Here is a 22,216-nt window from a genome sequence, read left to right on the forward strand (position 1 = left end):
GCTGCTACGCTGCGGCGCCCCGCCACCCCTCCTCCACCGCATGGCCTCCACCCCATCCAACGGCGCGCTGGAGCGCTGGTTCGAGCTGCACGCCCACGGCAGCGACGTGCGCACCGAGCTGATCGCCGGCCTGACCACCTTCCTTACGATGGCCTACATCGTCTTCGTCAACCCGGCCATCCTGGGCGACGCCGGCATGCCCAAGGGCCCGGTGTTCGTGGCCACCTGTCTGATCGCCGCGCTGGGCACGGCGCTGATGGGCCTGTGGGCCAAAGTGCCCATCGCCGTGGCGCCGGGCATGGGCCTGAACGCCTACTTCGCCTATGTGGTGGTGCTGGGCATGGGCCTGCCCTGGCAGACCGCGCTGGGTGCAGTCTTCATCTCGGGCTGCCTGTTCCTGGTGGTGACGCTGACGGGCCTGCGCGAGCGCATCCTGCAGGCCATTCCGGCCGCGCTGCGCGTCGGCATCACGGTCGGCATCGGCCTCTTCCTGGCCTTGATCGCGATGAAGAGCGCGGGCATCGTCAAGGGCTCGCCGGCCACGCTGGTCACCTTGGGAGACCTGCACCAGCCCTCCGCCCTGCTGGCGGTGGCGGGCTTCTTCGCCATCGTGGTGCTGGACCGGCTGCGCGTGCCCGGCGCCATCCTGATCGGCATCCTGGGCGTCACCGCCCTGTCCTTCGTGTTCGCCGGCAACCCCTTCAAGGGCATCTTCTCGGCCCCGCCGGCGCTCAGCCCCACGCTGCTGCAGCTGGACATCCCCGCCGCCCTGGGCGTGGGCGTGCTGAACGTGGTGCTGGTGTTCTTCCTGGTCGAGCTGTTCGACGCCACCGGCACCCTGATGGCCGTGGCCAAGCGCGCCGGCCTGCTACTGCCGGTGCACCAGCCGCGCCTGAACCGCGCACTGCTGGCGGATTCGACCGCCATCGTCGGCGGCGCGCTGCTGGGCACCTCCAGCGCCACCGCCTACATCGAGAGCGCGGCCGGCGTGCAGGCCGGGGGCCGCACCGGGCTCACGGCGCTGACGGTTGCGCTGCTCTTCCTGGCCTGCCTCTTCATCGCCCCGCTGGCCGGCGCCGTGCCGGCCTACGCCACCGCACCGGCCCTGCTGTTCGTGGCCTGCCTGATGCTGCGCGACCTCATTGAACTGGACTGGAACGACAGCACCGAGGTCGTGCCCGCCGCGCTCACCGCGCTGGCCATGCCCTTCACCTACTCGATCGCCCACGGCCTGGCCTTCGGCTTCATCAGCTATGCGGTACTGAAGCTGGGCACCGGGCGCGCCAAGGAGGTTCCCAAGCTGCTGTGGGCGATTGCAGCCCTGTTCATCGTCAAGTTCGCGCTGCTATGAGTTCCGACCTGCACCGCAGCCGCACGCTGCAGTACCTGGACGCCTACGCCCGCAAGGACCTGGACGATGTGGCCGCGCTGCTGGCCGAAGACGTGGTGCTGCGCGATTGGACGATCCGCGTGGTCGGCAAGGCCGCCGCGCTGGCCGAGACGCGCAAGAACTTCGAGGCGGTGCAAAGCCTGGTCATCGAGGTGCTGCAGCTGCACCAGAGCGAAGCCGCCGTGGCGGCAGAGCTGCGCATCCTGATCGACGGCGCGCAGGAGCTTTTCGTCACCGACGTGATTGCGTTCGATGCTGAGGGCCGCATCGCGGCCATCCGGGCTTATGTGGGGCGTGGCGACGCCAGCTGACCGACTTCGCGCAGCGCGCGCTCGAACACCTCGACCGGCTGCCCACCGCTGATCAGGTGCTGGCGGTTCAGCACCACCGCGGGCACGGCGTGGATGCCGGATTGCAGCCAGATCTGCTCGGCCTCGCGCACCTCGCGGGCATGCAGATCGCTGGCCAGCACGGCGTCCACCGTGGCGGCGTCCATGCCGGCCGCCAGGGCCACCATCCGCAGCAGGTCCGGGTCCGAGGGGTTCAGGCCCTCGCCGTGATAGGCCTGCAGCAGCGCGTGCTTGAGGCGGCGCTGCAGCGTCAGGTCCTGCAGGCCGGCGGCGTGCAGCAGGCGGTGGGCGTCGAAGGTGTTCCAGATGCGGCTGCGCGGGCCGAAGTGGAAGCCGAGTGCGGCGCCGCGCTGGCGCATCAGCTCGGCACCCTCGTCGATGCGGGCGTCGTCGATGCCGTACTTGGCCTTCAGGTGCTCGCGCACGTCCTCGCCCTCGCGCGGCATGCGGGGGTTGAGCTCGAAGGGCTGGAAGCGCAGCTCGACCTCGAGTTCGGGGCCGATGTTGCGCAGCGCCTGCTCCAGCGCCTGCAGGCCGATGGCGCACCAGGGGCAGGCGATGTCGCTGATGAAGTCGATTTCGAGGCTGGGCATGGCAGGTGTCCGCTGGCAGGGACCGGCATTGTGCGCAGGCTCAGGGTTCTGCCTTGGCTTCCAGGGTGTGGGCGTGGCCGCCCGGCGCATCGCCCACCGGCTGACGCGGCATCAGAAGCGCGCCGTCAGAAGCTCGCCATCATCCGCTTGGCCTTCATCTTCACGCCGCCCGAGGTCTTGCCCTCCATCGAGTAGCGCTTCTTCTTGGCGTCCTGCTCGGTGAGCATGAAGCTCTCGTCGACATCCGGGCCGGCCCAGCTGATCTCCAGCCCGAACATGCCCTTGACGCGGAAAGTGCCGGTCATTGAGGCGAAGGGCGGGCGCTGCGCCAGCGCCAGCGGCTTGACGGGCGTGAAGCTGATCTTGCCGCCGGCTTCCAGGTAGTAGTAATAGACCTGCGAGCCCTCGGTCACCTCCCACCAGCCGCCGGCCCAGTTGGGCAGGGGCTTGCCGGCGTTCAGGATGGCCTTGATGCTGACCCAGCCGGTCAGTGAGGCCGGCTTCCAGACGCGCTTCTTGCGCGCCACCGCATCAAAGCCCTTGCTGGGCCCGCCCTGGCCGGATTCGGCCGTGAACCACTCGCTGCCGCTCACGAAGAGCGACACGCCCATATGGTTGAGTGAGACGCCGTTGTGGTCGGGCTTGGCTTCGTAGAGGCGGAAGATGTCGCCGTACTCGGGCGTCGCACCGCTGTCGCCGGGAATCCAGCAATGGCCCAGGCCCCTCCCGGACAGCCACTCGGCGATGTCGAAGCGGTTCAGCGAAATGTCCGAGGGCGTGCCCATCTTCAGCGCGCACTTCTGGCAGAACTCGTTGCAGGTGGTGGTGCGATCGCTCAGCCACTTCTTCAGCAGGTCGTAGTGCTCCCAGCCGGTGAAGTCCTTGAAGTGCGCGTTGGTCACGCACTTGTCCTTGATGGTGGCGAGCTTGTCCGCGTCATAGGGGCGCGGAAATGCCGGCGTGCCGGACTTGACCTCCGGGCCGCCGACATCGGGGAGCGGAGACAGAAAAGCCTTGAGCTTCTTCTGGTACTCCTCTTTGGGTTCAAAGTCGGCCATCCGCGGTCTCCGTCAGGGTTGTCACGGGTTTATACGGGGCGGCTGCCGACGGGGCCTCAGGGCAAGCCCTTCACCCCCTGCGCCGGGGGATGGCGAGGCGCCGGCAGGCGTGCAAAAAGGCCCAGCAGCGGGCCCGTCAGCATGGTGGTGATCAGGGCCATCAGCACCAGCATGGTGAAGATGCGCGGCGACAGGATGCCGAGGTCGTAGCCCACGTTCAGCGCGATCAGCTCCATCAGCCCGCGCGTGTTCATCAGCGCACCCAGCTGCAGGGCCTCGCGCCAGGCCAGGCCGCCCAGGCGCGCCGCCAGGGCGCTGCCGCCCAGCTTGCCCAGTGTGGCCACGGCCACGATGAGCGCGCACAGCAGCCAGTCGCCCGCGCCCTCCAGCAGGCCGATCTGGGTGCGCAGACCGGTGAAGGCGAAGAACAGCGGCAGCAGCAGCACGGCGCTGAGGTTTTCCACCTGCAGGCCGATCTTGCGCCGGAAGCCCTGGGCGGCGGGCACCACCACGCCGGCCAGGAAGGCGCCGAACAGCGCGTGGATGCCGATCAGCTCGGTGCACAGCGCTGCGCCCACCACCAGGCAGACGATGGCCGCCAGGCTGCCCTGGCTGGGCTCGGGCCGCTGCAGCGCGGCCGGGCCAATCGCGTTGGCCAGCAGCGGGCGCACGGCCAGCAGCATCAGGGCGATGAAGCCGGCCACCAGCAGCAGGTTCAGCGCCGCGCCGGCCAGGCTGCCGGCCTGGGCCACCGCCACCACGAAGGCCATCAGGCTCCAGGCCGTGACGTCGTCCACCGCGGCGCAGGTCAGCGCCGTCTGGCCCAGCGGGCTCTGGGCCAGGCCGCGCTCCTGCAGGATGCGCGCCAGCACCGGAAAGGCGGTGATGCTCATCGAGATGCCCATGAAGAGCGCGAAGGCGCTGAAGCGCGCGCCGGGCGCGGCCAACTCGCTGTACAGCGCGTAGGCCAGCAGCACGCCCAGGGTGTAGGGCAGCAGGATGCTGGCGTGGCTGACGGCCACCGCCACGCCGGCCTTGCGGCGCAGCTGGCCCAGGTCCAGCTCCATGCCCACCACGAACATGAAGAGGCACACGCCCAGCTGGCTCAGCAGCTTCAGGCTGCCGAGCGATTCGGCCGGGAACACGAAGGCAAAGCCGGCCGGCGCCAGCCAGCCAAAGAGGGAGGGCCCAAGCAGGATGCCGGCCGCCATCTCGCCCACCACCGCCGGCTGGCCCAGGCGCCGGAACAGCGCGCCCAAGCCACGCGCGGCGGCAATCACCACCAGCAGCTGCACCAGCAGATGGCTGAGCGGGTGGTCCAGCTGCGCACGCAGGCCCTGCAGCCAGCTCTGCACCGCATCGGCCGCTGGCGCAGGCAGCACCCCCGCTGCAGGGGGCGGCGCCAGGCCCTGACCCAGCTGCAGCACGCCCAGGATCAGGCACAGCGCGGCCAGCAGGCTGATCAGATAGGCCAGAACGACGCGCGGCTTCATGCGGGAGGGAGCTTGGGAATGGGGGGCGGCATCCTACGGGGGACACTCCGGGCCATGTCCGAAACCCTTACTGAGCTCAGCCCCGAGGTCGCCGTCATCGGCGGCGGCCCGGCCGGCCTGATGGCCGCCGAGATGCTCTGCCGCGCCGGCCGCCGCGTCGAACTGTTCGACGCCATGCCCACCGTGGGCCGCAAATTCCTGCTCGCCGGGCGCGGCGGCCTGAACCTGACCCATTCCGAGCCCTACCCGCAGTTCCTGCAGCGCTACGGCGAGCGCGCCGCGGCGCTGCAGCCCATGCTGGACACCTTCACGCCCACCGACTTGCGCGACTGGTGCGAAGAGCTTGGCATCGCCACCTTCGTCGGCAGCTCGGGCCGGGTGTTCCCGCTCGACCTCAAGGCCGCGCCCCTGCTGCGCGCCTGGCTGCGCCGCCTGCACGCGCAGGGCCTGCAGGTGCACAGCCGCCACCGCTGGCAGGGCTGGAGTGAGGACGGCGCACTGCGCTTCACCCACCCCGGCGGCGAAACCCTGTGCCGCCCGCGCGCCACCCTGCTGGCCCTGGGCGGCGCCAGCTGGGCGCGCCTGGGCTCGGACGGCAGCTGGGCGCCGCTGCTGGCCGCGCGCGGCGTGGATCTGGCGCCGCTGCGCCCCAGCAACTGCGGCTTCGAGGTGCGGGGCGGCTGGAGCGAGTACCTGCGCAGCCGCTTTGCCGGTCAGCCGATCAAGCCGGTGAGCCTGCGCTTCGAGGGCCGCAACCAGCAGGGCGAGTTCGTGCTCACCCAACACGGCATCGAGGGCAGCCTGGTCTACGCCTTCAGCGCCGCACTGCGCGAGGCCATCGCCCGCGAGGGGCAAGCCACGCTGACGCTCGATTTGCTGCCCCAGCACCCAATCGACAAAGTGCGCGCCCAGCTGGCGCGCGGCCAGGGCAGCAAGTCCCTGGCGGCCTTCCTGAAGAGCCAGTTCGGCCTGCAGGGCCTGAAGCTGGCGCTGCTGCACGAGGTGCTGGGCGAGGCCGTGCACGACCACGCCCGCCTGGCCGAAGGCTTGAAGGCCCTGCCGCTGACGCTGAGCGCCACGCGGCCGATCGACGAGGCCATCAGCACCGCCGGCGGCGTGCGCTTCGAGGTCCTGGATGGCCACGGCCAGCTCAAGGCCCTGCCGGGCGTCTGGGTCAGCGGCGAGATGCTGGACTGGGAGGCCCCCACCGGCGGTTACCTGCTCAATGCCTGCCTGGCCCATGGCCGCTGGGTGGGGCAGCGCATGGCGGAATCCCTGGCATGAGTGAACTGGACGCCCTGCCCTGGCGCAGCCACAGCGGCGCGCCACGGCCCAAGCGCTGGGCCCTGGTGGACGACACACTCAATGCCGACCGCGCCTACAAACTGGTGTGCGAAGGCACCGCCCTGCTCTGGCAGGGCGATTACCACCAGGCGCGCCAGATGCTGCAGGCCCTGGGCCGGCGCATCGAGCAGGCGCGCGCCCGCCGCAAGGCCGCGCCGCCGGCCACGCTGCTGGAGGCCTTTCACCAGCACCGCAAGGCTCAGGCCGAGCGCGCCCGCATCCTCGGCCTGCTGGTGCTGCGCTTCGAGGCCGGGCATGCCTTGGAGCTGCGCCGCGCGCCCGATGTTCGCGCCGCGGCCGAGGCCGCCATCGGCCCCGCCGAGCAGCCCTACCTCGCCTCGCTGCGCGAGCTGCTGGGCTGGATCGGTGCCTGGGAGTGGCGCCAACAGGGCGTGCCCGTGCCGGCCCTGGGCGGCGCGCGCATCCACCCGCATTACGGCGTCTTCAGTCCGGTGCGTGGCGAGTACCTGGATCTGATCGCCCAAGCCCCACTCCCGGCCAGCGCGCGACGCGCCTGGGACATCGGCACCGGCAGCGGCGTCATCGCCGCCCTGCTGGCGCGGCGCGGGCTGCAAGCGGTGGTCGCCACCGACAACGCCCCCGCCGCCCTGGCCTGCGCGGCCGAGACCTTCGCGCAGCTGGGCTTGCCGGTGCGCCTGCGCGAGGCCAATCTCTTCCCCACGGACGAGGCCCCGGCCGACCTGATCGTCTGCAACCCGCCCTGGCTGCCCGGCAAGGCCAGCAGCGCCGTCGAGACTGCCATCTACGACCCCGACAGCCGCATGCTCAAGGGCTTTCTGGCCGGCGTGGGCCCCCACCTGGCGCCACGCGGCGAGGCTTGGCTGATCCTCTCGGACCTGGCCGAACACTTGGGCCTGCGCAGCCGCGCCGAGCTGGAAGCCTGGATCGCCGCCGCCGGCCTGAAGGTGCTGGGCCGGCTGGACATCCGCCCGCGCCACGGCAAGGCGCAGGACCGCGAGGACCCGCTGCACGCGGCGCGCTCGAAAGAGGTCACCAGCCTGTGGCGGCTGGGGCGCTGAGACCGACCCTCGTCCTGCTGCCCGGCATGGACGGCACGGGCGAGCTGTTCGAGCCGCTGTTGCAAGCCCTGCCCGCCACGCAGCCCGTGCTGGTGCTGCGCTACCCGCTGGACGGGCCGCAACACCCCGCCGCGCTGGCGAACTGGGTCGGGCCCCAGCTGCCAGCCGATCGGCCCTTCGTGCTGCTCGGCGAATCGTTCTCGGGGCCGGTGGCCATCCTTCTGGCCGCAGCCGCGCCGCCCGGCTTGCAGGGCCTGGTGCTGTGCGCCAGCTTTGCGCGCAAGCCCTCGCGGCTGCCCGCGGCCCTCGCACCGCTGGCCAAGGTCTTGGCCCAGCTACCGCGGCCAACCTGGGCGGTGAGCGCCGCGCTGCTCGGCCCGCATGCCACGCCGGCGCTGCGGGAACGCCTGACTGGCGCGCTTGCCCAGTTGCCGCCGGCCGTGCTGGCGGCCCGGCTTCAGGCGGTGCTGCACGGCGATGTGCGCGCCGCGCTGCGCCAGACCCGTTTGCCCTTGCTCCTGCTCGAAGCCCAACACGACCGCCTGGTACCGGCACGCTGCCAGCGCGAACTGCTGGCCCTGCGGCCCGACGCCGAGCGGGTCGCGTTCGCGGCGCCGCACCTGCTGCTGCAGTGCGCGCCCCAGGCGGCCGCGCAGGCCTTGCTGGCCTTTGTCGACCGACTCGTCAGCCCTTGCGCAGCCGCACAAAGCGCCGCGCGCTGAGGCCGGGCTCAAAAGGCGCCCCGCTCTCGTCCGAGGCCTCGGCTTCGAACTCCCAGCCCGGCAGCTCCGCCCAGGGCGCGGCCTCGGGGGCAAAGGCCTGCCAGTGCCAGCTGCGCTCGCCCTGGTCGATCAATTGTTCGCCCAATTGCTCGCCCAGACGCTGCTCGAAGCGCCAGTGGGTGCACCAGCCCTCGGCGTCCGATCCCTGCAGCCGGGTTTCCATGCGCAGGCGGCTCGCGCCGATGGGGAGCTCGGTGTAGAGCTGCCAATCACCGGCCTGGCGCTGCGGGCTGCGCACCGGCAGCTCCAGCACCAGGCGGCCGCCCGGGCGCAACTGGCGCCAGGCCCAGGTCAGCAGGCCGTGGCGGGCGGCAGGGGCCAGCAGGTGCAGCAGACTGAAGGCGCAGGCCAGGTGCACGGGCTCGGGCAGGTCCGGGGTGTCCGCGGCGGCGACCCAGGGCAGGGGCGTCAGCCGCGCCTGGGCTTGGGGCGGCTGCAGCTGCCACTGCGCCAGCAGCACGGTACGCATGTCGGCGTCGGGCTCCAGCGCCCAGACGGGGTGGCCCGCGGCGGCCAGGCGCTGGGCCAGCAGGCCCAGGCCGGTGCCGATCTCCAGCACCGCCGCACCCGGGCTGAGCAGGCTGTGCAGCGCGTCGAAGCTCTTCTGGGCGCGGGCCCCATCGGCCACGGCAATGAAGAAGCGCGCCAGGCCGGCGCTGTAGGGAGAGTCGGACATGGGCAGGGGTTGAGCTCAGCTGGCCGCACCATAGCGCGCCAGGATGCGCGCGATCTCGCCCTCGTCGCGCAGCGTCTGCAGGGCGGCCAGGATGGCGCGCGCATCACGCGGCGAGCTGCTGGGCACGCCGCAGTGGGAGGCCGAAGGCTGCACCAGCAGGCTCCAACCGGCCAGCTGATGTTCCGAGGCGCTGCGCCGGTACCAGGCCCAGACCTGCGGGCTGACCACCGCGTAGTCGCTGCGCTTGCGCGACAGCTTTTCCAGCGCCTGGATCTGCGAGAAGGCGTCCTCGCGCAGCAGCCGGCCGTTCTCGAAGCGCGCCTGCAGCGTCGGGTACTGGTAGGCGCGCACGGTGCCGATGCGCTGGCCGTCGTCCAGTTCGTCGAGGCTGCGCGGCACGGGGCTATCGCGGTGGCCCACCAGGCGGTCCGAGGTATCAAACAGCGGCGGGCTCCATTGGTAGAGGCTGGGGTCGGGCACCCAGCTGCGGTCCAGTCCGCAGCGCAGATCGGTCTCGCGATCGACCTCGCTGAAATGGCCCTTGGTGGGCAGCAGGCGCACGAAGCGCAGGCGCCAGCCCAGGCGCTGTGCCACGGCCTGGGCCAGGTCGTGGTGGATGCCTTCCACCACGGTCTGCCCCTCCCAGCGGCCCCAGGGCAGGCTCCAGCTGCCGCTGGCGGCCATGCGCAGTTCGGGCGCTTCCTGCGCCTGGGCGGCTTGGCCAAAGACTCCCAACACCCCCATCCAGGCCCAGCACCAACGACCGAACATCCCAACCCCGTGACAAACCGCAAGGCTGGCGAGGCTAGCGCACGGCCGGGCGTGGGCGCCGCCAGACGGCGGCAATTCCACACGGCAGCGCGTTCAGCGCGCGCTGTAGCTGCTCAGGATGCGCGCGAGTTCGCCCTCGCGCTGCAGCGCGTGCACGGCGTCGAGGATCTGCGCGGCGTCGCGCGGGCTGCTCTGCGGCACGGCGCAGTAGAAGGCCGACTGCTGCACGGTGACGCGCCACTCGGCCGGCAGCGACTGCGGGTTGTGGCGCAGAAACCAGCCCAGCGCCTGCGGGCTGACGACGGCGTAGTCGGTGCGCTTGCGGGTCAGCTTCTCCAGCACGCGGGCCTGGTCGGGGGCGTCGTCGCGCTTGAGCTGGCCGGCCGCGAAGCGCGCCTCCAGCGTGGGGTAGCGGTAGCCCCCCACGGCGCCCACGCGGCTGCCACTGGGCAGTTCGCTGAGGCTGCGCACCGGCAGCGCATCGCTGTGCCCGATCAGCAGGTCCGAGGTGTCGAACAGCGGCTCGCTCCAGTGGTAGGCCTCGGGGCGGCGTGTCCAGCTCGGGTCGATGCCGCAGTGCAGGTCGGTGTGGCGGTCGAGCTCGCTGCGGTCGCCCTTGCTGGCCGGCAGCAGCACGTAGCGCAACTTCCAGCCCAGGCGGCGCGCCACCGCCAGCGCCACATCGTGCTGAATGCCGCCGCTCACGCGCGTGCCTTCGAGCTTGCCCCAGGGCAGGCTCCAGGTGCTGGTGAAGGCCATGCGCAGTTCGTCCTCGGCCGCGGCCTCGGGGCCCGCCCAGGCTGCGGCCACGGCCGCCAGCATCGCCACCACCCCGAGCAGTACCCGCATCGCACCCCCACGGCTTGTTCCCGCCCGAGCGTAGCGCCCTGCGCCCGCCCCGCACTCCGGGGAATCCCAGCACCGGCGGCTGTGCGATCCTCGCCGGCTCACACATCAAGGGAGGAGAACATCATGTGGAAGCAAATTGCCGGCGCTGCCGCGCTCGCCCTGGCCAGCTGGGCCGCACAGGCCCAGGGGACCCCGGCCGAGGCCGCCAGCAGCGCCGCCAACGCCGAGCAGGAACTGGGGCGCCAGATCAGCGCGCTGGGCTGGCTCAAGCCCGGCACGAGCGGTTCGGTGGCCAACAAGGCCGCCTTCAAGGCCAGCGAGAAGTACACCTTCCTGGGCACGGCCGACACCGACAAGTTCCTGCAGCTCAACGGCAACCCGCCGCCGGGCGACGCCTACACGATCGCGCCCGTGCAGGGCAGCTGGTTCGGCATCCTCAGCTTTGCCGACGAGGGCTACATCAAGGACGACGAGCAGATCGACGCGGCAGCCCTGCTCAAGCAGCTCAAGGAGCAGAACGTCGCCAGCAACGAGCGCAAGCGCCAGCAGGGCTACCCGACGATGACGCTGGAAGGCTGGGCCATCCCGCCGCGCTACGACAGCAGCAGCAAGCGCCTCGAATGGGGCACCCGCTTCATCAGCGACGCCGACAAGCAGCCCGTCGTCAACGTCTCCACCCGCATCCTGGGCCGCAGCGGCTACACCTCGGCGGTGCTGGTGACCTCCCCGGCCACGCTGGACGCCGACCTGGCCGACTTTAAGAGCGCGCTGAAGGACTACGACTACGTCAGCGGCGAGAAGTACAGCGAGTGGAAGCAGGGCGACAAGGTGGCCGCCATCGGCCTCGGTGCCCTGGTGGTGGGCGGCGCAGCCGCCGTGGCCAGCAGCAAGGGCGGGCTCAAGGGCATCCTGCTGGCCATCGCGGCCGGTGCCGCGGCCCTCTGGACCGGCATCAAAAAGCTCTTCGGCCGGAAGTCCTGAGCCCCTGAATGGTGCGCGAGCTGGCACTGTTCTGGCTGGTGCTGCTGGGCTTCCTGGTGGTGGACAGCTGCCTGCTGCTGACCCCGGGCGGCGAAGCCCTGCGCCTGGATGCGCGCGGTCGGCCGCGCTACCGGCCGGGCCTGCGCCTGCAGCTGCTGCGGCGTGAATCGGCGTGGATGAACCCGCTCAACCCCTGGGACCGGCTGCTGCCCACGCCGCTGGCTCTGGGTGCGCTGGCACCGGGCCAGCCGGCGCGCGAGCGCCAGCGGCTGCGGGCCTTGCTGCGCGCCGTGGCGCCCCTGCATGCACTGGCGCTCGTGTACCTGCTGGGCCTGGGCCTGCTGGGGCTGCTGTCCTGGCGGGCACACGCCGGCCTGGTGCTGGCGGCCCTGCTCAGCCTGCACCTGCTGCTGTGGAGCCTGAGCGCGGGCCTGGTGCTGTGGCGCCGCGCGCCCCTGGGCCTGACGGGCGGCCAGGCGGCCGCCCTGCTGTTCGAGGCCCTGCTGGTGCCGGCCTACACGCTGAACCTGGGCAAGCGCCTGCTGCGCCGCCACCCCAGCAGCCTGCCCGCGCTGGGCCTGGGCCTGCACGAATGGCGTGCGCTGCGCCGCCGCGACCCCGCGGCCGCCCAGCTGCTGGCCGTGCAACTGCGCGGCCGGCTGGAAGAGCTGGAGCAGGAGGGCGCCGCCGGCGCCCAGCTGGCCTGGCTGCAGCAGGCACGCCAGCGCCTGCGCGCCCCTACTTCTTGAAGGGGTTGCACTCCGGCGCGTCGTCGTGGTGCGCGCGCAGCAGCAGGGGCTTGATGAGGCGGTTGAACAGGGGCTGGCGATGCCGCACCCACACCGTCAGCGCCTGCGGCTTGGCGCCCAGCCGGGCCTTGGGCTCCAGCGCGGTGCGGCCGAAGGAGAGTTCCGTGGCGCCGAGCGCGATGGCGTCGGCAATGCTGGCGTGCAGCAGGCGCAGGTACAGCGGCGCCGCGGCGGCGACCGCGCGGTCGAAGCCGATGTGATACGCCAGCGCCTGGCTTTCATCGCGCAGCGTGCAGATGAAACCCAGCAACTGGCCCGCGGCGTCGAACAAGCCGCTGCAGCGCAGGCGCGCACCCGCGGCCTGCTGCAGCGCGTGGAAGTAGCCTGGGTGCAGGGTGAAGGGGCGCAGCGCCGCCTTGGCGTGCACCTGCAGGTAGAGCTCGTGCATGCGCGCGCCCAGCGGCGCGTCGGCCTCGAAGGCGCGCAGTTGCAGGCCGGCGGCCTCGATGGGCTCGACGATCTGCTTCTTCACCGCACTGCGGTACTTGGAGGTCAGGCTGGCCAGATAAGCCGCGTGGTCGCGCCAGGCCGGGTCCAGCGTCAGCACCATGTTCGGTTCGGACTCGATCTGCCGGTAGCCGACCCGGCGCAGCAGCTCGATGCCCTGCGGCCGCTCCAGCGGCACGTCCTTGATCAGCACGAAGCCGGCCTGGCCGGCCAGCTTCTCGGCCCGGCGCAGCCGGTACAGCGCCTCGGCCACCGCGGGCCAGATCGAGGCAGGCTCGACATCCGCCGCCACGGCCACCGCGTGCTCGCCGTAGGTGAGCAGGTTGCCGCACACCAGCACGCGTTCCTGCAGGCGAGACGCCAGAGCCTGGCTGGGCTTGCGGGCCACGCGGCCAAGCAGACGGCGCAGCGGGCTGGCCTCATCGTCCGGGGTCTCGGGCAGGGGGCGCAGATCGGCCCCGGCCAGCGCCACCCACTGCAGCACCAGCGCCGCCACCGGTCCGTCGTCGTCGTGGATCAGCGCGTAGCGCGGCTCGATGTCATCGGGCGGCACCGCCTCCAGCAGGGCCAGGTAGTCGCGGCTGAAGAACCAGGACTGGCCGGCCACCACCGCGTCCCAGTCGGCCGGATTGAGCTGGGCGATGCGTTCGGCCAGGGCGATGCGGAAGCCCGAGGGCTGGCGCAGCGCGCGGGCCACGGTCTTGGCGGCGTGGCGCGCACGCTGGCGCGCCTTCAGGGCTTGGGTGATTTGGGTCAGCATGGATCGGGGCGGGTGGCCGGGGCCGGGAGTGTCGGGCTCAGAGCGCACGCTCCATGAAGCGCCAGCGGCCCTGGAAATGCACCGGCACCTCGGTCTCCGGGTACGGCGCGCGGTCCACGAAGCCGTGGCGCTCGTACAGGGCCTGGGCGGCGGCCATGAAGGGCGCGCTGTCCAGGCGCAGGGTGTGCAGGCCAAAGCTGCGCGCATCGGCCAGCAGGCGCTGCAGCAGGGCCTCGGCCAGGCCGCGGCCGCGCGCGGCGGGGCGCAGGTAGACGCGCTTGATCTCGCCCACGCCGGGTGTCAGCGTGCGCAGGCCGCCCATGCCCAAGGCTTCGCCGCCCTGCCACAGCAGATGGAAGCAGCCGCGCGGCGGCGGCTCGCCGCAGACCTTGTCCAGCGTGGCATCCACATACTGCTCGATCGAACGGCCGTTCACCTCGACCAGCGAGACCCCGAAGTGCGCCGCCAGCTGGGCGTCGATCCAGCCCATGTATTCGAGGTTGAGCGCGCGCAGCGGGCCGGGTTCGGCGGGGCGGAACTCGATCGGCATCACGCGCACACCACCGCGGCGCAGTCCAGCAGTTCGTGCCCGGGCGGCACGCAGCGCTGGCGTCCGGCCACGGCGCTCAGGGGCACACGCACGCAGCGGTCGCCCTGCAGGGCGATGGTGTGGCCGAAGGCGCGCTCGCGCAGGGCCTGGGCGGCGGCCACGCCGAAGCGGGTGGAGAGCACGCGGTCGAAGGCCGTGGGCGCGCCGCCGCGCTGCAGATGGCCGAGCAGGGTGGCGCGCACCTCGGTGCCCTGCTTGCCCAGGCGCTGGTCGAGCTCGTGCGTCAGCGCCTGGCCGATGCCGCCGAGCCGCGCCACGCCGCCCAGCTGCTGCCAATGCTGCGCACCGTCGGCCAGGGTGGCGCCCTCGGCCACGCAGACCAGGGCATGGCCCTGCTCGGCCACGCGGCGCTGCAGGCGTTCGGTCAGGGCGTCCAGGTGAAAGGGCTGCTCGGGCAGCAGGATGGCGTCGGCCCCGCCGGCCAGGCCGCCTTCCAGCGCGATCCAGCCGGCGTTGCGGCCCATGGTCTCCAGCACCATCACGCGGCCATGGCTGTGCGCGGTGGTCTTGAGGCGTGTGAGCGCATCGGCCACCACGGCCACGGCGGAGTCGAAGCCGAAGCTGCGCTCGTTGTCGGCGATGTCGTTGTCGATCGTCTTGGGCACGCCGACGATGGGCAGGCCCAGGCGGGCAAAGCGGTCGGCGATGGTCAGGCTGCCGTCACCGCCGATGACCACCAGGGCCTCGATGCCATGGCGCTCGACCGTGGCCAGGGCCTCGGCCGAGGCGTCGCGGCCCTGCCAATCGAAGGGGTCGGCGCGGTTGTGCGTGCCCAGCACCGTGCCGCCCTCGTCCAGCAGGTCGCGCACGGCCGTGGGCCGCAGCGGCTGCAGGCGGTCTTCCACCAGGCCCCAGAAGCCGCGCTGGATGCCCAGCACCTCGGTGCGCGCATCGGCCTGGCACAGCGCCAGGGTGACGGCGCGGATCACCGCATTCAGGCCGGGGCAGTCGCCCCCACCGGTCAAAACACCGACTTTCATCAGATTCCTCCTTGCGGAGCCTCACTCTAGAGCCCCGGCTCTAAGCACGGGCAAGTCCTTGGGGTGAGCATGGCCGATCGCCATTAGCCTGCGCCGACTTCTGCAGTACCCGCCATGGACCACCAACTGAACGAACGCCTGCAATTGCTGCTCCAGCAGCAGCGTGCCGCCTTCCGGGCCGAGCCCTACCCCACCCTGGCCACGCGGCGCGACCGCCTGGAGCGCGTGCGCGCCCTGGTGCAGAAGCATGGCGACGCTTTTGCCAAGGCGGTGGACGCGGACTTCGGCCACCGCAGCGTGCACGAAACGCGGCTGACCGAACTCTTCACCGCCGAGGCCGCGGTGAACCATGCGCTGCGCAACCTGGCCAGCTGGATGAAGGTGCGGCGCATCTCCACCGCCCTGCACTTCCTGCCCGGCCACAACCGCCTGATGCCGCAACCCCTGGGCGTGGTGGGCGTCATCTCGCCCTGGAACTACCCGATCTACCTGGCGCTCACGCCCGCCGTGGCCGCCATGGCCGCCGGCAACCGGGTGATCGTCAAGCCCAGCGAGCTGACGCCGCGCTGCTCCGAACTGCTGGCGCAGACGGTGGGCGAGTTCTTCGCTCCCGAAGAATTCCAGGTCGTGACCGGCGACGCCAAGATGGCTGCCGCCTTCGCGCGCCTGCCCTTTGACCACCTGTTCTTCACCGGCTCCACCGCCGTGGGCCGCCATGTGGCCCAGGCCGCCGCCGCGAACCTGACGCCGGTGACGCTGGAGCTGGGCGGCAAGAGCCCGGTGATCGTGCTGAGCGACGCCAACCTGAGCGTCACCGCCGAGCGCCTGGCCTTTTCCAAGCTGCTGAACGCCGGCCAGACCTGCGTGGCGCCGGACTACATCCTGTGCCCGCGCCGCATGCTGCCCGAGCTGGCCAAGGCCATCCTGGCGGCCATGCGGCGCTTCTACCCGACGCTGGCCGACAACCCGGACTACAGCGCCATCGTCTCGCCCCGCCACCACCAGCGCCTGCTGGACCTGCTGGCCGAGGCCGAACAAGGCGGTGCCAAGCTGCTGCGCTCGCACGAGGAAGAGCTGGACCCGCACGAGCGCAAGCTCATGCCCACCCTGGTGCTGAACGCCGAACCCGAGATGGGCGTGATGCGCGAGGAGCTGTTCGGCCCCATCCTGCCCCTGCTGCCCTACGACAAGCTCGACCAGGCCATCCACATCGTGCAGCAGGGCGAGCGCCCGCTCGCGCTCTACATCTTTGGCCACGACGAGAAAGCGCAGCAGCGCATCCTGCGCGAAACGCATGCGGGCGGTGTCACCATCAACGACTGCATCTGGCACCTTGGGCAGGAAGACCAGCCCTTCGGCGGCGTGGGCGCCAGCGGCCAGGGCCACTACCACGGCGAGTGGGGCTTCCGCACCTTCTCGAAGGAGAAGCCGGTGTTCAGCAACCCCATGATGGCCGGCACGCGCCTGTTCTACCCGCCCTACGGCAAGGTGTTCGAGGGCCTGCTGGGCGTGCTGCGCAAGCTGTCCTGATGCAGCGCCGCTCCCTGCTGAAGCTGGGCCTGGGCGGCGCGGTGCTGCTGGGCCTGGCCGGCGGCATTGCCGCCTTCTGGACCCCGGGCCTGCAAGGCCCCAAGCTCACCCCCGCCGGCCGCCAGGCCATGGGGGCCGTGGCGCGCGCCGTGCTGGAAGGCGCGCTGCCGGCCGATGAGGCCGCGCTGAGCCGCCACCTGGACGAACTGGAAAAGCTCTTCGCCGGCCTGCCGCCGGCGGTGCAGGCCGAGCTGGAGCAGCTGATGGGCCTGATCGCCAACGGCCCCGGCCGCCTGGGTCTGCTGGGCATGGCCAAGCCCCTGCACGAGCAGCCCCTGCCCGCGCTGAGCGCCGCGCTGCAAAGCCTGCGCCACAGCCGCCTGGCCTTGCGCCAGCAGGTGTACTTCGCGCTGCGCGACCTGAACTGCGCGGCCTTCTACAGCCAGCCTTCCGCCTGGGCCACGATGGGCTACCCAGGCCCCCGAGAGATTTGATGAGCTCCCTCCCCGATCCGATTCAAGAGGGCCTGGCGCGTGGCTGGCAAGTGCGTGGCGGCGAGCATGGCGCCCTGCCCGCCGAAGTAGCGGTGGACGTGGCCATCATCGGCAGCGGTGCCGGGGGCGGCATCACGGCCGAGATGCTGAGCAAGGCCGGTCTGAAGGTGCTGGTGATCGAGGAAGGCCCGCTGCGCAGCAGCCGCCATTTCCGCCAGCGCGAGGCCGAGGCCTACCCACAGCTGTACCAGGAATCGGCCGGCCGCAAGACGGCGGACAAGGGCATCACCATCCTGCAGGGCCGCTGCGTGGGCGGCAGCACCACGGTCAACTGGACCAGCAGCTTCCGCACCCCCGCGGCCACGCTGGCGTACTGGCAGCAGCACTTCGGCCTGGGCGACTTCGGCCCGGAGCAGATGGCCCCCTGGTTCGCGCAGGCGGAACAGCGCCTGAACGTCAGCGACTGGCTGACCGCGCCGAACGCCAACAACACCGTGCTGGAGCGCGGCGCCAACAAGCTCGGTATCAAGACCCCGCACATCCGCCGCAATGTGAAGGGCTGCTGGAACCTGGGCAGCTGCGGCATGGGCTGCCCGACCAACGCCAAGCAGTCCATGCTGGTGACCACCCTGCCCGCCGCCCTGGAGGCCGGCGCCCAGCTCTTCGTGCAGACGCGCGTGCAGCGTCTGCAACACGACGGCCAGACCATCCAGGCCCTGCACTGCGTCCCCGTCAGCCTGAACAGTGCCGCGCAGCCGGGCGCCTGCGTGATCAAGGCCCGGCATGTGGTGCTGGCCGGTGGCGCCATCAACTCGCCGGCGCTGCTGCTGCGCTCTCAGGCGCCCGACCCCCACGGCCTGCTGGGCCGGCGCACCTTCCTGCACCCCACCGTGGGCACCTCGGCGCAGTTCGACGAACGCATCGAGGGCTGGGCCGGCGCGCCGCAATCCATTTATTCCGACCACTACCTCGAGACCCAGGCCATCGACGGTGCCATCGGCTTCAAGCTGGAGGCGCCGCCGCTCTACCCCGTCATCATGGCCACCACCATGGCCGGCTTCGGGCCTGGCATGGCCCAGCAGCTGAAGGACTTCCCGCACACCCAGGTGCTGCTGGCCCTGCTGCGCGACGGCTTCCACCCCGACGCCCCCGGCGGCCAGGTGCAGCTGCGCAGCGATGGCAGCCCGGTGCTGGACTACCCGCTCACCGCCACCCTGATGGACGGCGTGCGCCGCGCCTACCTGGCGATGGCCGAGATCCAGTTCGCGGCCGGCGCGCGGACGGTGCAACCCCTGCATGAGCAGGCCGCGCCCTACAAGAGCTGGGCCGAGGCCAAGGCCGCCATCCAGGCGCTGGACTACCGGCCGCTCAGCACCCGCGTGGTGAGCGCCCATGTGATGGGCGGCTGCAACCTGGCCGGCAACGAGCAGCTCGGCGTCTGCCGCCCGGACGGCAAGCACTGGCAGTTGCAGAACTTGAGCGTGCACGACGGCAGCCTCTTCCCCACCAGCATCGGCGCCAACCCGCAGCTCTCAATCTACGGCCTGGTGACGCGGCTGACCAGCGGCCTGGCGCAGCGCCTGACTGGACGCGCCGTGCAGCTCGCCGCGGCCGCTTGATCAAGGGGCCTTACCCCCGAGCAAACGTCAGGCCGGCGGGCCGCCGGGCTCCCGCAGACTACGGCCCTCAAGCCCGTCTGCGCCCATGAACTTCAACGACTACCGCCGCCACGACGCCACCGCCCTGGCGGCCCTGGTGCAGGCCGGCAAGACCACGCCGCTGGACCTGCTGGTGACGGCCCTGACGCGTCTGCAGACCGTGCAGCCCAGGCTCAACCCGGTGGCGCGCCTGCTGGAAAAGGAAGCCGGCGCACAGATCGAAGCCGGCGTGCACGGGCCCTTTGCCGGCGTGCCCTTCCTGCTCAAGGACGCCGGCCACGACGTGCAGGGCGTGCCCACCAGCTACGGCAGCCGCGCCATTCGCACCCAGGCCGCGCAGGACAGCCACTACACCCAGCGCTGCCGCGGCGCCGGCCTGGTGATCTTCGGCAAGACCAACAGCCCGGAGCTGGCGCTGAAGGGCGTGACCGACCCGGCCGCCTACGGACGCACGTCCAACCCCTGGGACCCGGGCCGCACGCCGGGCGGCAGCAGCGGCGGCGCGGCCGCGGCGGTGGCCGCCGGCATCGTGCCCATGGCCGGTGGGGGGGACGGTGGCGGCTCCATCCGCATTCCCGCCGCCTGCTGCGGCCTGGTGGGCCTACGCCCCTCGCGCGGGCGCATCTCGGAAGGCCCGGGCTTCGGCGAGGTCTGGCTTGGCTGCAACAGCCAGGGCGTGATCACCCGCTCGGTGCGCGACAGCGCCGCCATGCTGGACATCCTCTCCGGCCCCGAACCCGGCGACCCCTTCGTCATCGCCCCGCCGCCCGCCCCGTTTGCAGAGCTGGCGATGCAGGCACCGCGGCGCCTGAAGATCGGCTGGAGCACGGCCTCGCCCATCGGCACGGAAGTGCACCCCGAGGCAGTGGAGGCCGTGCAGCGCACGCTCACGCTGCTGCGCCGGCTCGGCCATGAGGTGACCGAGGCCGAGCCCGAAATCGACGGCGCGGCGCTGGCGCAGACCTTCCTGCAGATGTACTTCGCGCTCATCCCGGCCGCGATCGACCAGGCCGTGGCGCAGGGCGCGCGTGCGGCGGACTTCGAGCCGCTCACGCGCATCATGGCCACGCTGGGCCGCGGCCAGAGCGCCGCCCAGGTGGTGACGGTGCTGGACCAATGGAACGGCTTTGCACGTGCGCTCGGTCGCTACCACCAGCAGTTCGACCTTTACCTCACGCCCACGCTGGCCTCGCCCCCGGTGCCGCATGGCACCGGCGACCCACCCCCGCTGCAGATGATGGTGCTCAAGGCCCTGCGCGCCAGCGGCCTGCTCGGCCTGCTCTCCCGCCTGGGCCTGCTGGACGCCGCGGTGGCGCAGATCGCGCGCGACAACCTGCGCCATGTGCCCTTCACCCAGCTGGCCAATGTGACGGGCACCCCCGCCATCAGCCTGCCCCTGCACTGGACGACCGAAGGCCTGCCCCTGGGCGTGCAGTTCCATGGCCCGCATGGCAGCGAGGCCCTGCTGCTGCAGCTGGCGACCCAGCTGGAACAGGCCCAGCCCTGGTTCGAGCGCTTCCCGCGCGAATGAGAGGGTGAGATGCAGCCCCTGCCCCCCGAGATCCAGCAACTGCTGCGCAACGGCCAGACCCTGGAAGCGATCAAGCGCCTGCGCGAGCTCACCGGCCTGGGCCTGAAGGAAGCCAAGGATGCGGTGGACGGCGGCCGCCTGCCCACCGCCGCCGCGCCGCGCCCGGCAGCCCAAGGGCCGGTGGGCGACGCCGTGCACCAGGCCTTGCAGCAGGGCCAGCTGATCGAGGCCATCCGCCGGCTGCGCGAGCAGCAGCCCGGGCTGGGGCTGAAAGAGGCCAAGGAGCGCATCGAGGCGCATCTGGCCCAGCACCCGGCGCTGAAGGCGCTGGCCGAGCAGGCCTATCTGGAGCGCCGCAACGCCACCCTGGCCACCCTGGGGCGCTGGGCCTTCACGGCGGCGCTGCTGGCGCTGGCCGCCTGGGCGGCCTGGCGTTTGCTGCGCCCGCCGCTGGACTGATCAGCGCCGCCGCGCGGCCCGGCTCAAGCTCTTGAGAGCCGCCAGCCCAGCGGCAGCACCATCAGGCCCAGCATCAGGGCGTAACCCAGCAGCTTGCCCTCGACGCCCCAGAGCGCCAAGGCGGCGATCTGCCCGAGCAGCGCCGCCGCCGCAGCCTCCCCCCACAGCCGCTTCCAGCCCGCCGCCCGCAGGGGCTGACGCCACACCAGGCCCTTGGCCAGCAGCACCAGTAGCGCCGCCACCGCCAGGGGCGCAGCAAGGAAATTGGCGAGATGCCAGAACAAGGTCAAGAAGGACATGGGGTCAAAATTTTAGAATCCGCCCCAATGCCCGTTTTCGCCCTCGGCCTCAATCACGCGTCCGCCCCCCTGGCGCTGCGTGAAAAGCTGGCCTTCAACCCCGATCAACTCGTGCCCCAGGTGCAGGCGCTGCAGCAGCGTCTGCAGGCCGCCGCCCCCATGGCAAAGGCCGAGGTGGCCCTGCTGTCCACCTGCAACCGCACCGAGCTCTATGTGGCTGGGCCCTCGGGCTTGGCCGAGGTGGCGCAGGGCTGGATGGCCGAGCGTGCCGGGCTGGAAAGCAGCACCCTCAGACCCCACACCTACGTGCAGCGCGACAGCGATGCCGCGCGTCATGCCTTTCGCGTGGCCTCGGGGCTGGACTCCATGGTGCTGGGCGAACCGCAAATCCTCGGCCAGTTCAAGCAGGCCGTGCGCGAGGCCGACGCCGCCGGCACGCTGGGCAGCACCCTGCACCAGCTGTTCCAGCGCAGCTTCCAGGTGGCCAAGGAGGTGCGCACCAGCACCGAGATCGGCGCCCACTCGATCTCCATGGCGGCAGCCGCCGTGCGCCTGGCCGCCCAGCTGTTCGAGGACTTGAAGCGCGTGCGGGTGCTGTGCATCGGTGCCGGCGAAATGATCCAGCTCGCCGCCACCCACTTCGCCGCCCAGCATCCGGCCGCCTTGGTGATTGCCAACCGCACCGCCGCGCGCGCCGAGCAGTTGGCCCAGCACCTGGGCGGCGACACGATGCCGCTGGCCGAAGTCAGCACCCAGTTGCACCAGTTCGACGCCATCATCAGCTGCACCGCCAGCCAGCTGCCGCTGATCCTCAGGCCCATGGTGGAGCGCGCGCTGAAGGCGCGCCGCCGCCGCCCGATGTTCCTGGTGGACCTGGCCGTGCCACGCGACATCGAACCCGCCGTGGGCGAGTTGAACGACGCCTACCTCTACAGCGTGGACGACCTCTCCGCCCTGGTGCAGACCGCCGGCGAGAAGCGCCAGGCCGCCGTGGCCCAGGCCGAGGCCATCGTCGACCAAGGCGTGCAGGGCTTTGCGCAGTGGCTGGACCAGCGCCACTCGGTGCCGCTGATCCAAGCCCTGCAGCACCAGGTGGACGACTGGCGCCAGCAAGCGCTGGCGCGTGCGCGCCGCCAACTGCAGCGCGGCGAGGCCCCCGAGGCCGCGCTGGACGCCTTTGCCCACCAGTTCAGCCACAAGCTGATGCATGGCCTGCTGGCCGAACTGCATGGCGCCCAGGGCGAGGAGCGCCGCCAGCTCGAGGCCTTGATCCAGCGCCTGTTTCTGCGCACCCACGAGCGATGAGCGCCCC

Annotated in this window: 22 protein-coding genes and 1 pseudogene; 13 read left to right on the forward strand and 10 right to left on the reverse strand. The window is 71.6% G+C overall.

Annotation, left to right across the window (positions count from 1 at the left end; translation table 11 throughout):
• The first annotated feature begins 40 nt into the window (after positions 1 to 40).
• Positions 41 to 1,351, forward strand: coding sequence for an NCS2 family permease (locus tag I7X39_RS03415; protein ID WP_198109568.1), 1,311 nt, complete (start codon positions 41 to 43; stop codon positions 1,349 to 1,351).
• The gene (locus I7X39_RS03420; RefSeq protein WP_198109569.1) at positions 1,348 to 1,701 is read left to right on the forward strand and encodes a nuclear transport factor 2 family protein; all 354 of its coding nucleotides are present in this window, start codon (positions 1,348 to 1,350) and stop codon (positions 1,699 to 1,701) included. The genes I7X39_RS03415 and I7X39_RS03420 overlap by 4 nt, the downstream gene beginning before the upstream one ends.
• On the opposite strand, the gene I7X39_RS03425 is transcribed toward I7X39_RS03420, so the two are convergent.
• From I7X39_RS03425 to I7X39_RS03435, 3 genes are all read right to left on the reverse strand, one after another.
• A complete protein-coding gene (locus I7X39_RS03425; RefSeq protein WP_198109570.1) occupies positions 1,674 to 2,333 on the reverse strand; it encodes a DsbA family oxidoreductase in 660 nt (219 codons plus the stop codon). The genes I7X39_RS03420 and I7X39_RS03425 overlap by 28 nt on opposite strands.
• A 125-nt stretch (positions 2,334 to 2,458) precedes the next feature.
• The gene (locus I7X39_RS03430) at positions 2,459 to 3,391 is read right to left on the reverse strand and encodes a hypothetical protein (protein WP_198109571.1); all 933 of its coding nucleotides are present in this window, start codon (positions 3,389 to 3,391) and stop codon (positions 2,459 to 2,461) included.
• A 56-nt stretch (positions 3,392 to 3,447) separates the two neighbouring features.
• The gene (locus I7X39_RS03435) at positions 3,448 to 4,884 is read right to left on the reverse strand and encodes a cation:proton antiporter (protein WP_198109572.1); all 1,437 of its coding nucleotides are present in this window, start codon (positions 4,882 to 4,884) and stop codon (positions 3,448 to 3,450) included.
• A 54-nt stretch (positions 4,885 to 4,938) separates the two neighbouring features.
• On the opposite strand from I7X39_RS03435, the gene I7X39_RS03440 reads away from it, so the two are divergent.
• From I7X39_RS03440 to I7X39_RS03450, 3 genes are read left to right on the forward strand one after another with little or no spacing between them, the layout of a single operon-like run.
• Complete coding sequence (locus tag I7X39_RS03440) at positions 4,939 to 6,168, forward strand: BaiN/RdsA family NAD(P)/FAD-dependent oxidoreductase (protein ID WP_198109573.1); 1,230 nt, start codon at positions 4,939 to 4,941, stop codon at positions 6,166 to 6,168.
• Positions 6,165 to 7,268 carry a methyltransferase gene (locus I7X39_RS03445; protein WP_198109574.1) on the forward strand — a complete coding sequence of 368 codons (1,104 nt, stop codon included), beginning with the start codon at positions 6,165 to 6,167 and terminating at the stop codon, positions 7,266 to 7,268. Before I7X39_RS03440 ends, I7X39_RS03445 begins: the two co-directional genes overlap by 4 nt.
• A 26-nt stretch (positions 7,269 to 7,294) precedes the next feature.
• Entirely contained in the window at positions 7,295 to 7,990 is a 696-nt protein-coding gene (locus I7X39_RS03450; RefSeq protein WP_232351683.1) for a serine aminopeptidase domain-containing protein, read from the forward strand.
• Here I7X39_RS03450 and I7X39_RS03455 read toward each other — a convergent pair.
• The 3 genes from I7X39_RS03455 to I7X39_RS03465 form a co-directional block, all read right to left on the reverse strand.
• On the reverse strand, positions 7,953 to 8,726 hold the full coding sequence (locus I7X39_RS03455; RefSeq protein WP_198109575.1) for a class I SAM-dependent methyltransferase: 774 nt from the start codon (positions 8,724 to 8,726) through the stop codon (positions 7,953 to 7,955). The genes I7X39_RS03450 and I7X39_RS03455 overlap by 38 nt on opposite strands.
• A gap of 15 nt (positions 8,727 to 8,741) precedes the next feature.
• Positions 8,742 to 9,461, reverse strand: a complete 720-nt coding sequence (locus tag I7X39_RS03460; RefSeq protein WP_198109576.1) for a substrate-binding periplasmic protein — start codon at positions 9,459 to 9,461, stop codon at positions 8,742 to 8,744.
• A 129-nt stretch (positions 9,462 to 9,590) separates the two neighbouring features.
• A complete protein-coding gene (locus tag I7X39_RS03465; protein WP_198109577.1) occupies positions 9,591 to 10,346 on the reverse strand; it encodes a substrate-binding periplasmic protein in 756 nt (251 codons plus the stop codon).
• Between the two features lie 123 nt (positions 10,347 to 10,469).
• Here I7X39_RS03465 and I7X39_RS03470 point away from each other — a divergent pair, with 123 nt between their 5' ends.
• Both I7X39_RS03470 and I7X39_RS03475 read left to right on the forward strand, forming a co-directional pair.
• Positions 10,470 to 11,327, forward strand: coding sequence for a DUF2167 domain-containing protein (locus I7X39_RS03470; protein ID WP_198109578.1), 858 nt, complete (start codon positions 10,470 to 10,472; stop codon positions 11,325 to 11,327).
• A gap of 8 nt (positions 11,328 to 11,335) precedes the next feature.
• Positions 11,336 to 12,076: a hypothetical protein gene (locus tag I7X39_RS03475; RefSeq protein WP_198109579.1), complete on the forward strand. Its 741-nt coding sequence runs from the start codon at positions 11,336 to 11,338 to the stop codon at positions 12,074 to 12,076.
• Here the strand turns inward: I7X39_RS03475 and I7X39_RS03480 are convergent.
• From I7X39_RS03480 to I7X39_RS03490, 3 genes are read right to left on the reverse strand one after another with little or no spacing between them, the layout of a single operon-like run.
• Complete coding sequence (locus I7X39_RS03480) at positions 12,066 to 13,343, reverse strand: GNAT family N-acetyltransferase (RefSeq protein WP_198109580.1); 1,278 nt, start codon at positions 13,341 to 13,343, stop codon at positions 12,066 to 12,068. The genes I7X39_RS03475 and I7X39_RS03480 overlap by 11 nt on opposite strands.
• Before the next feature lie 37 nt (positions 13,344 to 13,380).
• Positions 13,381 to 13,893 carry a GNAT family N-acetyltransferase gene (locus tag I7X39_RS03485; protein ID WP_232351684.1) on the reverse strand — a complete coding sequence of 171 codons (513 nt, stop codon included), beginning with the start codon at positions 13,891 to 13,893 and terminating at the stop codon, positions 13,381 to 13,383.
• Positions 13,893 to 14,933, reverse strand: coding sequence for a 6-phosphofructokinase (locus I7X39_RS03490; RefSeq protein ID WP_198109581.1), 1,041 nt, complete (start codon positions 14,931 to 14,933; stop codon positions 13,893 to 13,895). The genes I7X39_RS03485 and I7X39_RS03490 overlap by 1 nt, the downstream gene beginning before the upstream one ends.
• 114 nt (positions 14,934 to 15,047) lie before the next feature.
• Between I7X39_RS03490 and I7X39_RS03495 the strand changes: the two genes are divergently transcribed.
• From I7X39_RS03495 to I7X39_RS23785, 5 genes and pseudogenes are all read left to right on the forward strand, one after another.
• The gene (locus tag I7X39_RS03495) at positions 15,048 to 16,463 is read left to right on the forward strand and encodes a coniferyl aldehyde dehydrogenase (RefSeq protein ID WP_198109582.1); all 1,416 of its coding nucleotides are present in this window, start codon (positions 15,048 to 15,050) and stop codon (positions 16,461 to 16,463) included.
• Complete coding sequence (locus I7X39_RS03500) at positions 16,463 to 16,957, forward strand: hypothetical protein (protein ID WP_198109583.1); 495 nt, start codon at positions 16,463 to 16,465, stop codon at positions 16,955 to 16,957. The genes I7X39_RS03495 and I7X39_RS03500 overlap by 1 nt, the downstream gene beginning before the upstream one ends.
• A complete protein-coding gene (locus tag I7X39_RS03505) occupies positions 16,957 to 18,576 on the forward strand; it encodes a GMC family oxidoreductase (RefSeq protein ID WP_198109584.1) in 1,620 nt (539 codons plus the stop codon). The genes I7X39_RS03500 and I7X39_RS03505 overlap by 1 nt, the downstream gene beginning before the upstream one ends.
• An 85-nt stretch (positions 18,577 to 18,661) precedes the next feature.
• Positions 18,662 to 20,146 (forward strand): amidase, encoded by a 1,485-nt coding sequence (locus I7X39_RS03510; RefSeq protein ID WP_198109585.1) that lies wholly within the window; start codon positions 18,662 to 18,664, stop codon positions 20,144 to 20,146.
• A gap of 60 nt (positions 20,147 to 20,206) precedes the next feature.
• Positions 20,207 to 20,323, forward strand: a pseudogene (locus I7X39_RS23785) (ribosomal protein L7/L12); the annotation flags it as partial.
• Between the two features lie 305 nt (positions 20,324 to 20,628).
• Here I7X39_RS23785 and I7X39_RS03520 read toward each other — a convergent pair.
• Positions 20,629 to 20,904 (reverse strand): hypothetical protein, encoded by a 276-nt coding sequence (locus I7X39_RS03520; RefSeq protein ID WP_198109587.1) that lies wholly within the window; start codon positions 20,902 to 20,904, stop codon positions 20,629 to 20,631.
• A gap of 27 nt (positions 20,905 to 20,931) precedes the next feature.
• Between I7X39_RS03520 and hemA the strand changes: the two genes are divergently transcribed.
• Entirely contained in the window at positions 20,932 to 22,209 is a 1,278-nt protein-coding gene (hemA, locus tag I7X39_RS03525) for a glutamyl-tRNA reductase (protein ID WP_198109588.1), read from the forward strand.
• The last annotated feature ends 7 nt before the right edge of the window (positions 22,210 to 22,216 follow it).

Source organism: Inhella proteolytica (assembly GCF_016093275.1).
In the GTDB taxonomy this organism is placed as follows: Bacteria; Pseudomonadota; Gammaproteobacteria; order Burkholderiales; family Burkholderiaceae_C; genus Inhella; species Inhella proteolytica.

Excerpts from the sequence above, each read along its gene's own strand:
- I7X39_RS03415 (WP_198109568.1), top strand. The coding sequence starts at position 41 with ATGGCCTCCACCCCATCCAACGGCGCGCTGGAGCGCTGGTTCGAGCTG.
- I7X39_RS03420 (WP_198109569.1), top strand. The coding sequence starts at position 1,348 with ATGAGTTCCGACCTGCACCGCAGCCGCACGCTGCAGTACCTGGACGCC.
- I7X39_RS03425 (WP_198109570.1), bottom strand. The coding sequence starts at position 2,333 with ATGCCCAGCCTCGAAATCGACTTCATCAGCGACATCGCCTGCCCCTGG.
- I7X39_RS03430 (WP_198109571.1), bottom strand. The coding sequence starts at position 3,391 with ATGGCCGACTTTGAACCCAAAGAGGAGTACCAGAAGAAGCTCAAGGCT.
- I7X39_RS03435 (WP_198109572.1), bottom strand. The coding sequence starts at position 4,884 with ATGAAGCCGCGCGTCGTTCTGGCCTATCTGATCAGCCTGCTGGCCGCG.
- I7X39_RS03440 (WP_198109573.1), top strand. The coding sequence starts at position 4,939 with ATGTCCGAAACCCTTACTGAGCTCAGCCCCGAGGTCGCCGTCATCGGC.
- I7X39_RS03445 (WP_198109574.1), top strand. The coding sequence starts at position 6,165 with ATGAGTGAACTGGACGCCCTGCCCTGGCGCAGCCACAGCGGCGCGCCA.
- I7X39_RS03450 (WP_232351683.1), top strand. The coding sequence starts at position 7,295 with ATGGACGGCACGGGCGAGCTGTTCGAGCCGCTGTTGCAAGCCCTGCCC.
- I7X39_RS03455 (WP_198109575.1), bottom strand. The coding sequence starts at position 8,726 with ATGTCCGACTCTCCCTACAGCGCCGGCCTGGCGCGCTTCTTCATTGCC.
- I7X39_RS03465 (WP_198109577.1), bottom strand. The coding sequence starts at position 10,346 with ATGCGGGTACTGCTCGGGGTGGTGGCGATGCTGGCGGCCGTGGCCGCA.
- I7X39_RS03470 (WP_198109578.1), top strand. The coding sequence starts at position 10,470 with ATGTGGAAGCAAATTGCCGGCGCTGCCGCGCTCGCCCTGGCCAGCTGG.
- I7X39_RS03475 (WP_198109579.1), top strand. The coding sequence starts at position 11,336 with ATGGTGCGCGAGCTGGCACTGTTCTGGCTGGTGCTGCTGGGCTTCCTG.
- I7X39_RS03480 (WP_198109580.1), bottom strand. The coding sequence starts at position 13,343 with ATGCTGACCCAAATCACCCAAGCCCTGAAGGCGCGCCAGCGTGCGCGC.
- I7X39_RS03485 (WP_232351684.1), bottom strand. The coding sequence starts at position 13,893 with ATGCCGATCGAGTTCCGCCCCGCCGAACCCGGCCCGCTGCGCGCGCTC.
- I7X39_RS03490 (WP_198109581.1), bottom strand. The coding sequence starts at position 14,933 with ATGAAAGTCGGTGTTTTGACCGGTGGGGGCGACTGCCCCGGCCTGAAT.
- I7X39_RS03495 (WP_198109582.1), top strand. The coding sequence starts at position 15,048 with ATGGACCACCAACTGAACGAACGCCTGCAATTGCTGCTCCAGCAGCAG.
- I7X39_RS03500 (WP_198109583.1), top strand. The coding sequence starts at position 16,463 with ATGCAGCGCCGCTCCCTGCTGAAGCTGGGCCTGGGCGGCGCGGTGCTG.
- I7X39_RS03505 (WP_198109584.1), top strand. The coding sequence starts at position 16,957 with ATGAGCTCCCTCCCCGATCCGATTCAAGAGGGCCTGGCGCGTGGCTGG.
- I7X39_RS03510 (WP_198109585.1), top strand. The coding sequence starts at position 18,662 with ATGAACTTCAACGACTACCGCCGCCACGACGCCACCGCCCTGGCGGCC.
- I7X39_RS03520 (WP_198109587.1), bottom strand. The coding sequence starts at position 20,904 with ATGTCCTTCTTGACCTTGTTCTGGCATCTCGCCAATTTCCTTGCTGCG.
- hemA (WP_198109588.1), top strand. The coding sequence starts at position 20,932 with ATGCCCGTTTTCGCCCTCGGCCTCAATCACGCGTCCGCCCCCCTGGCG.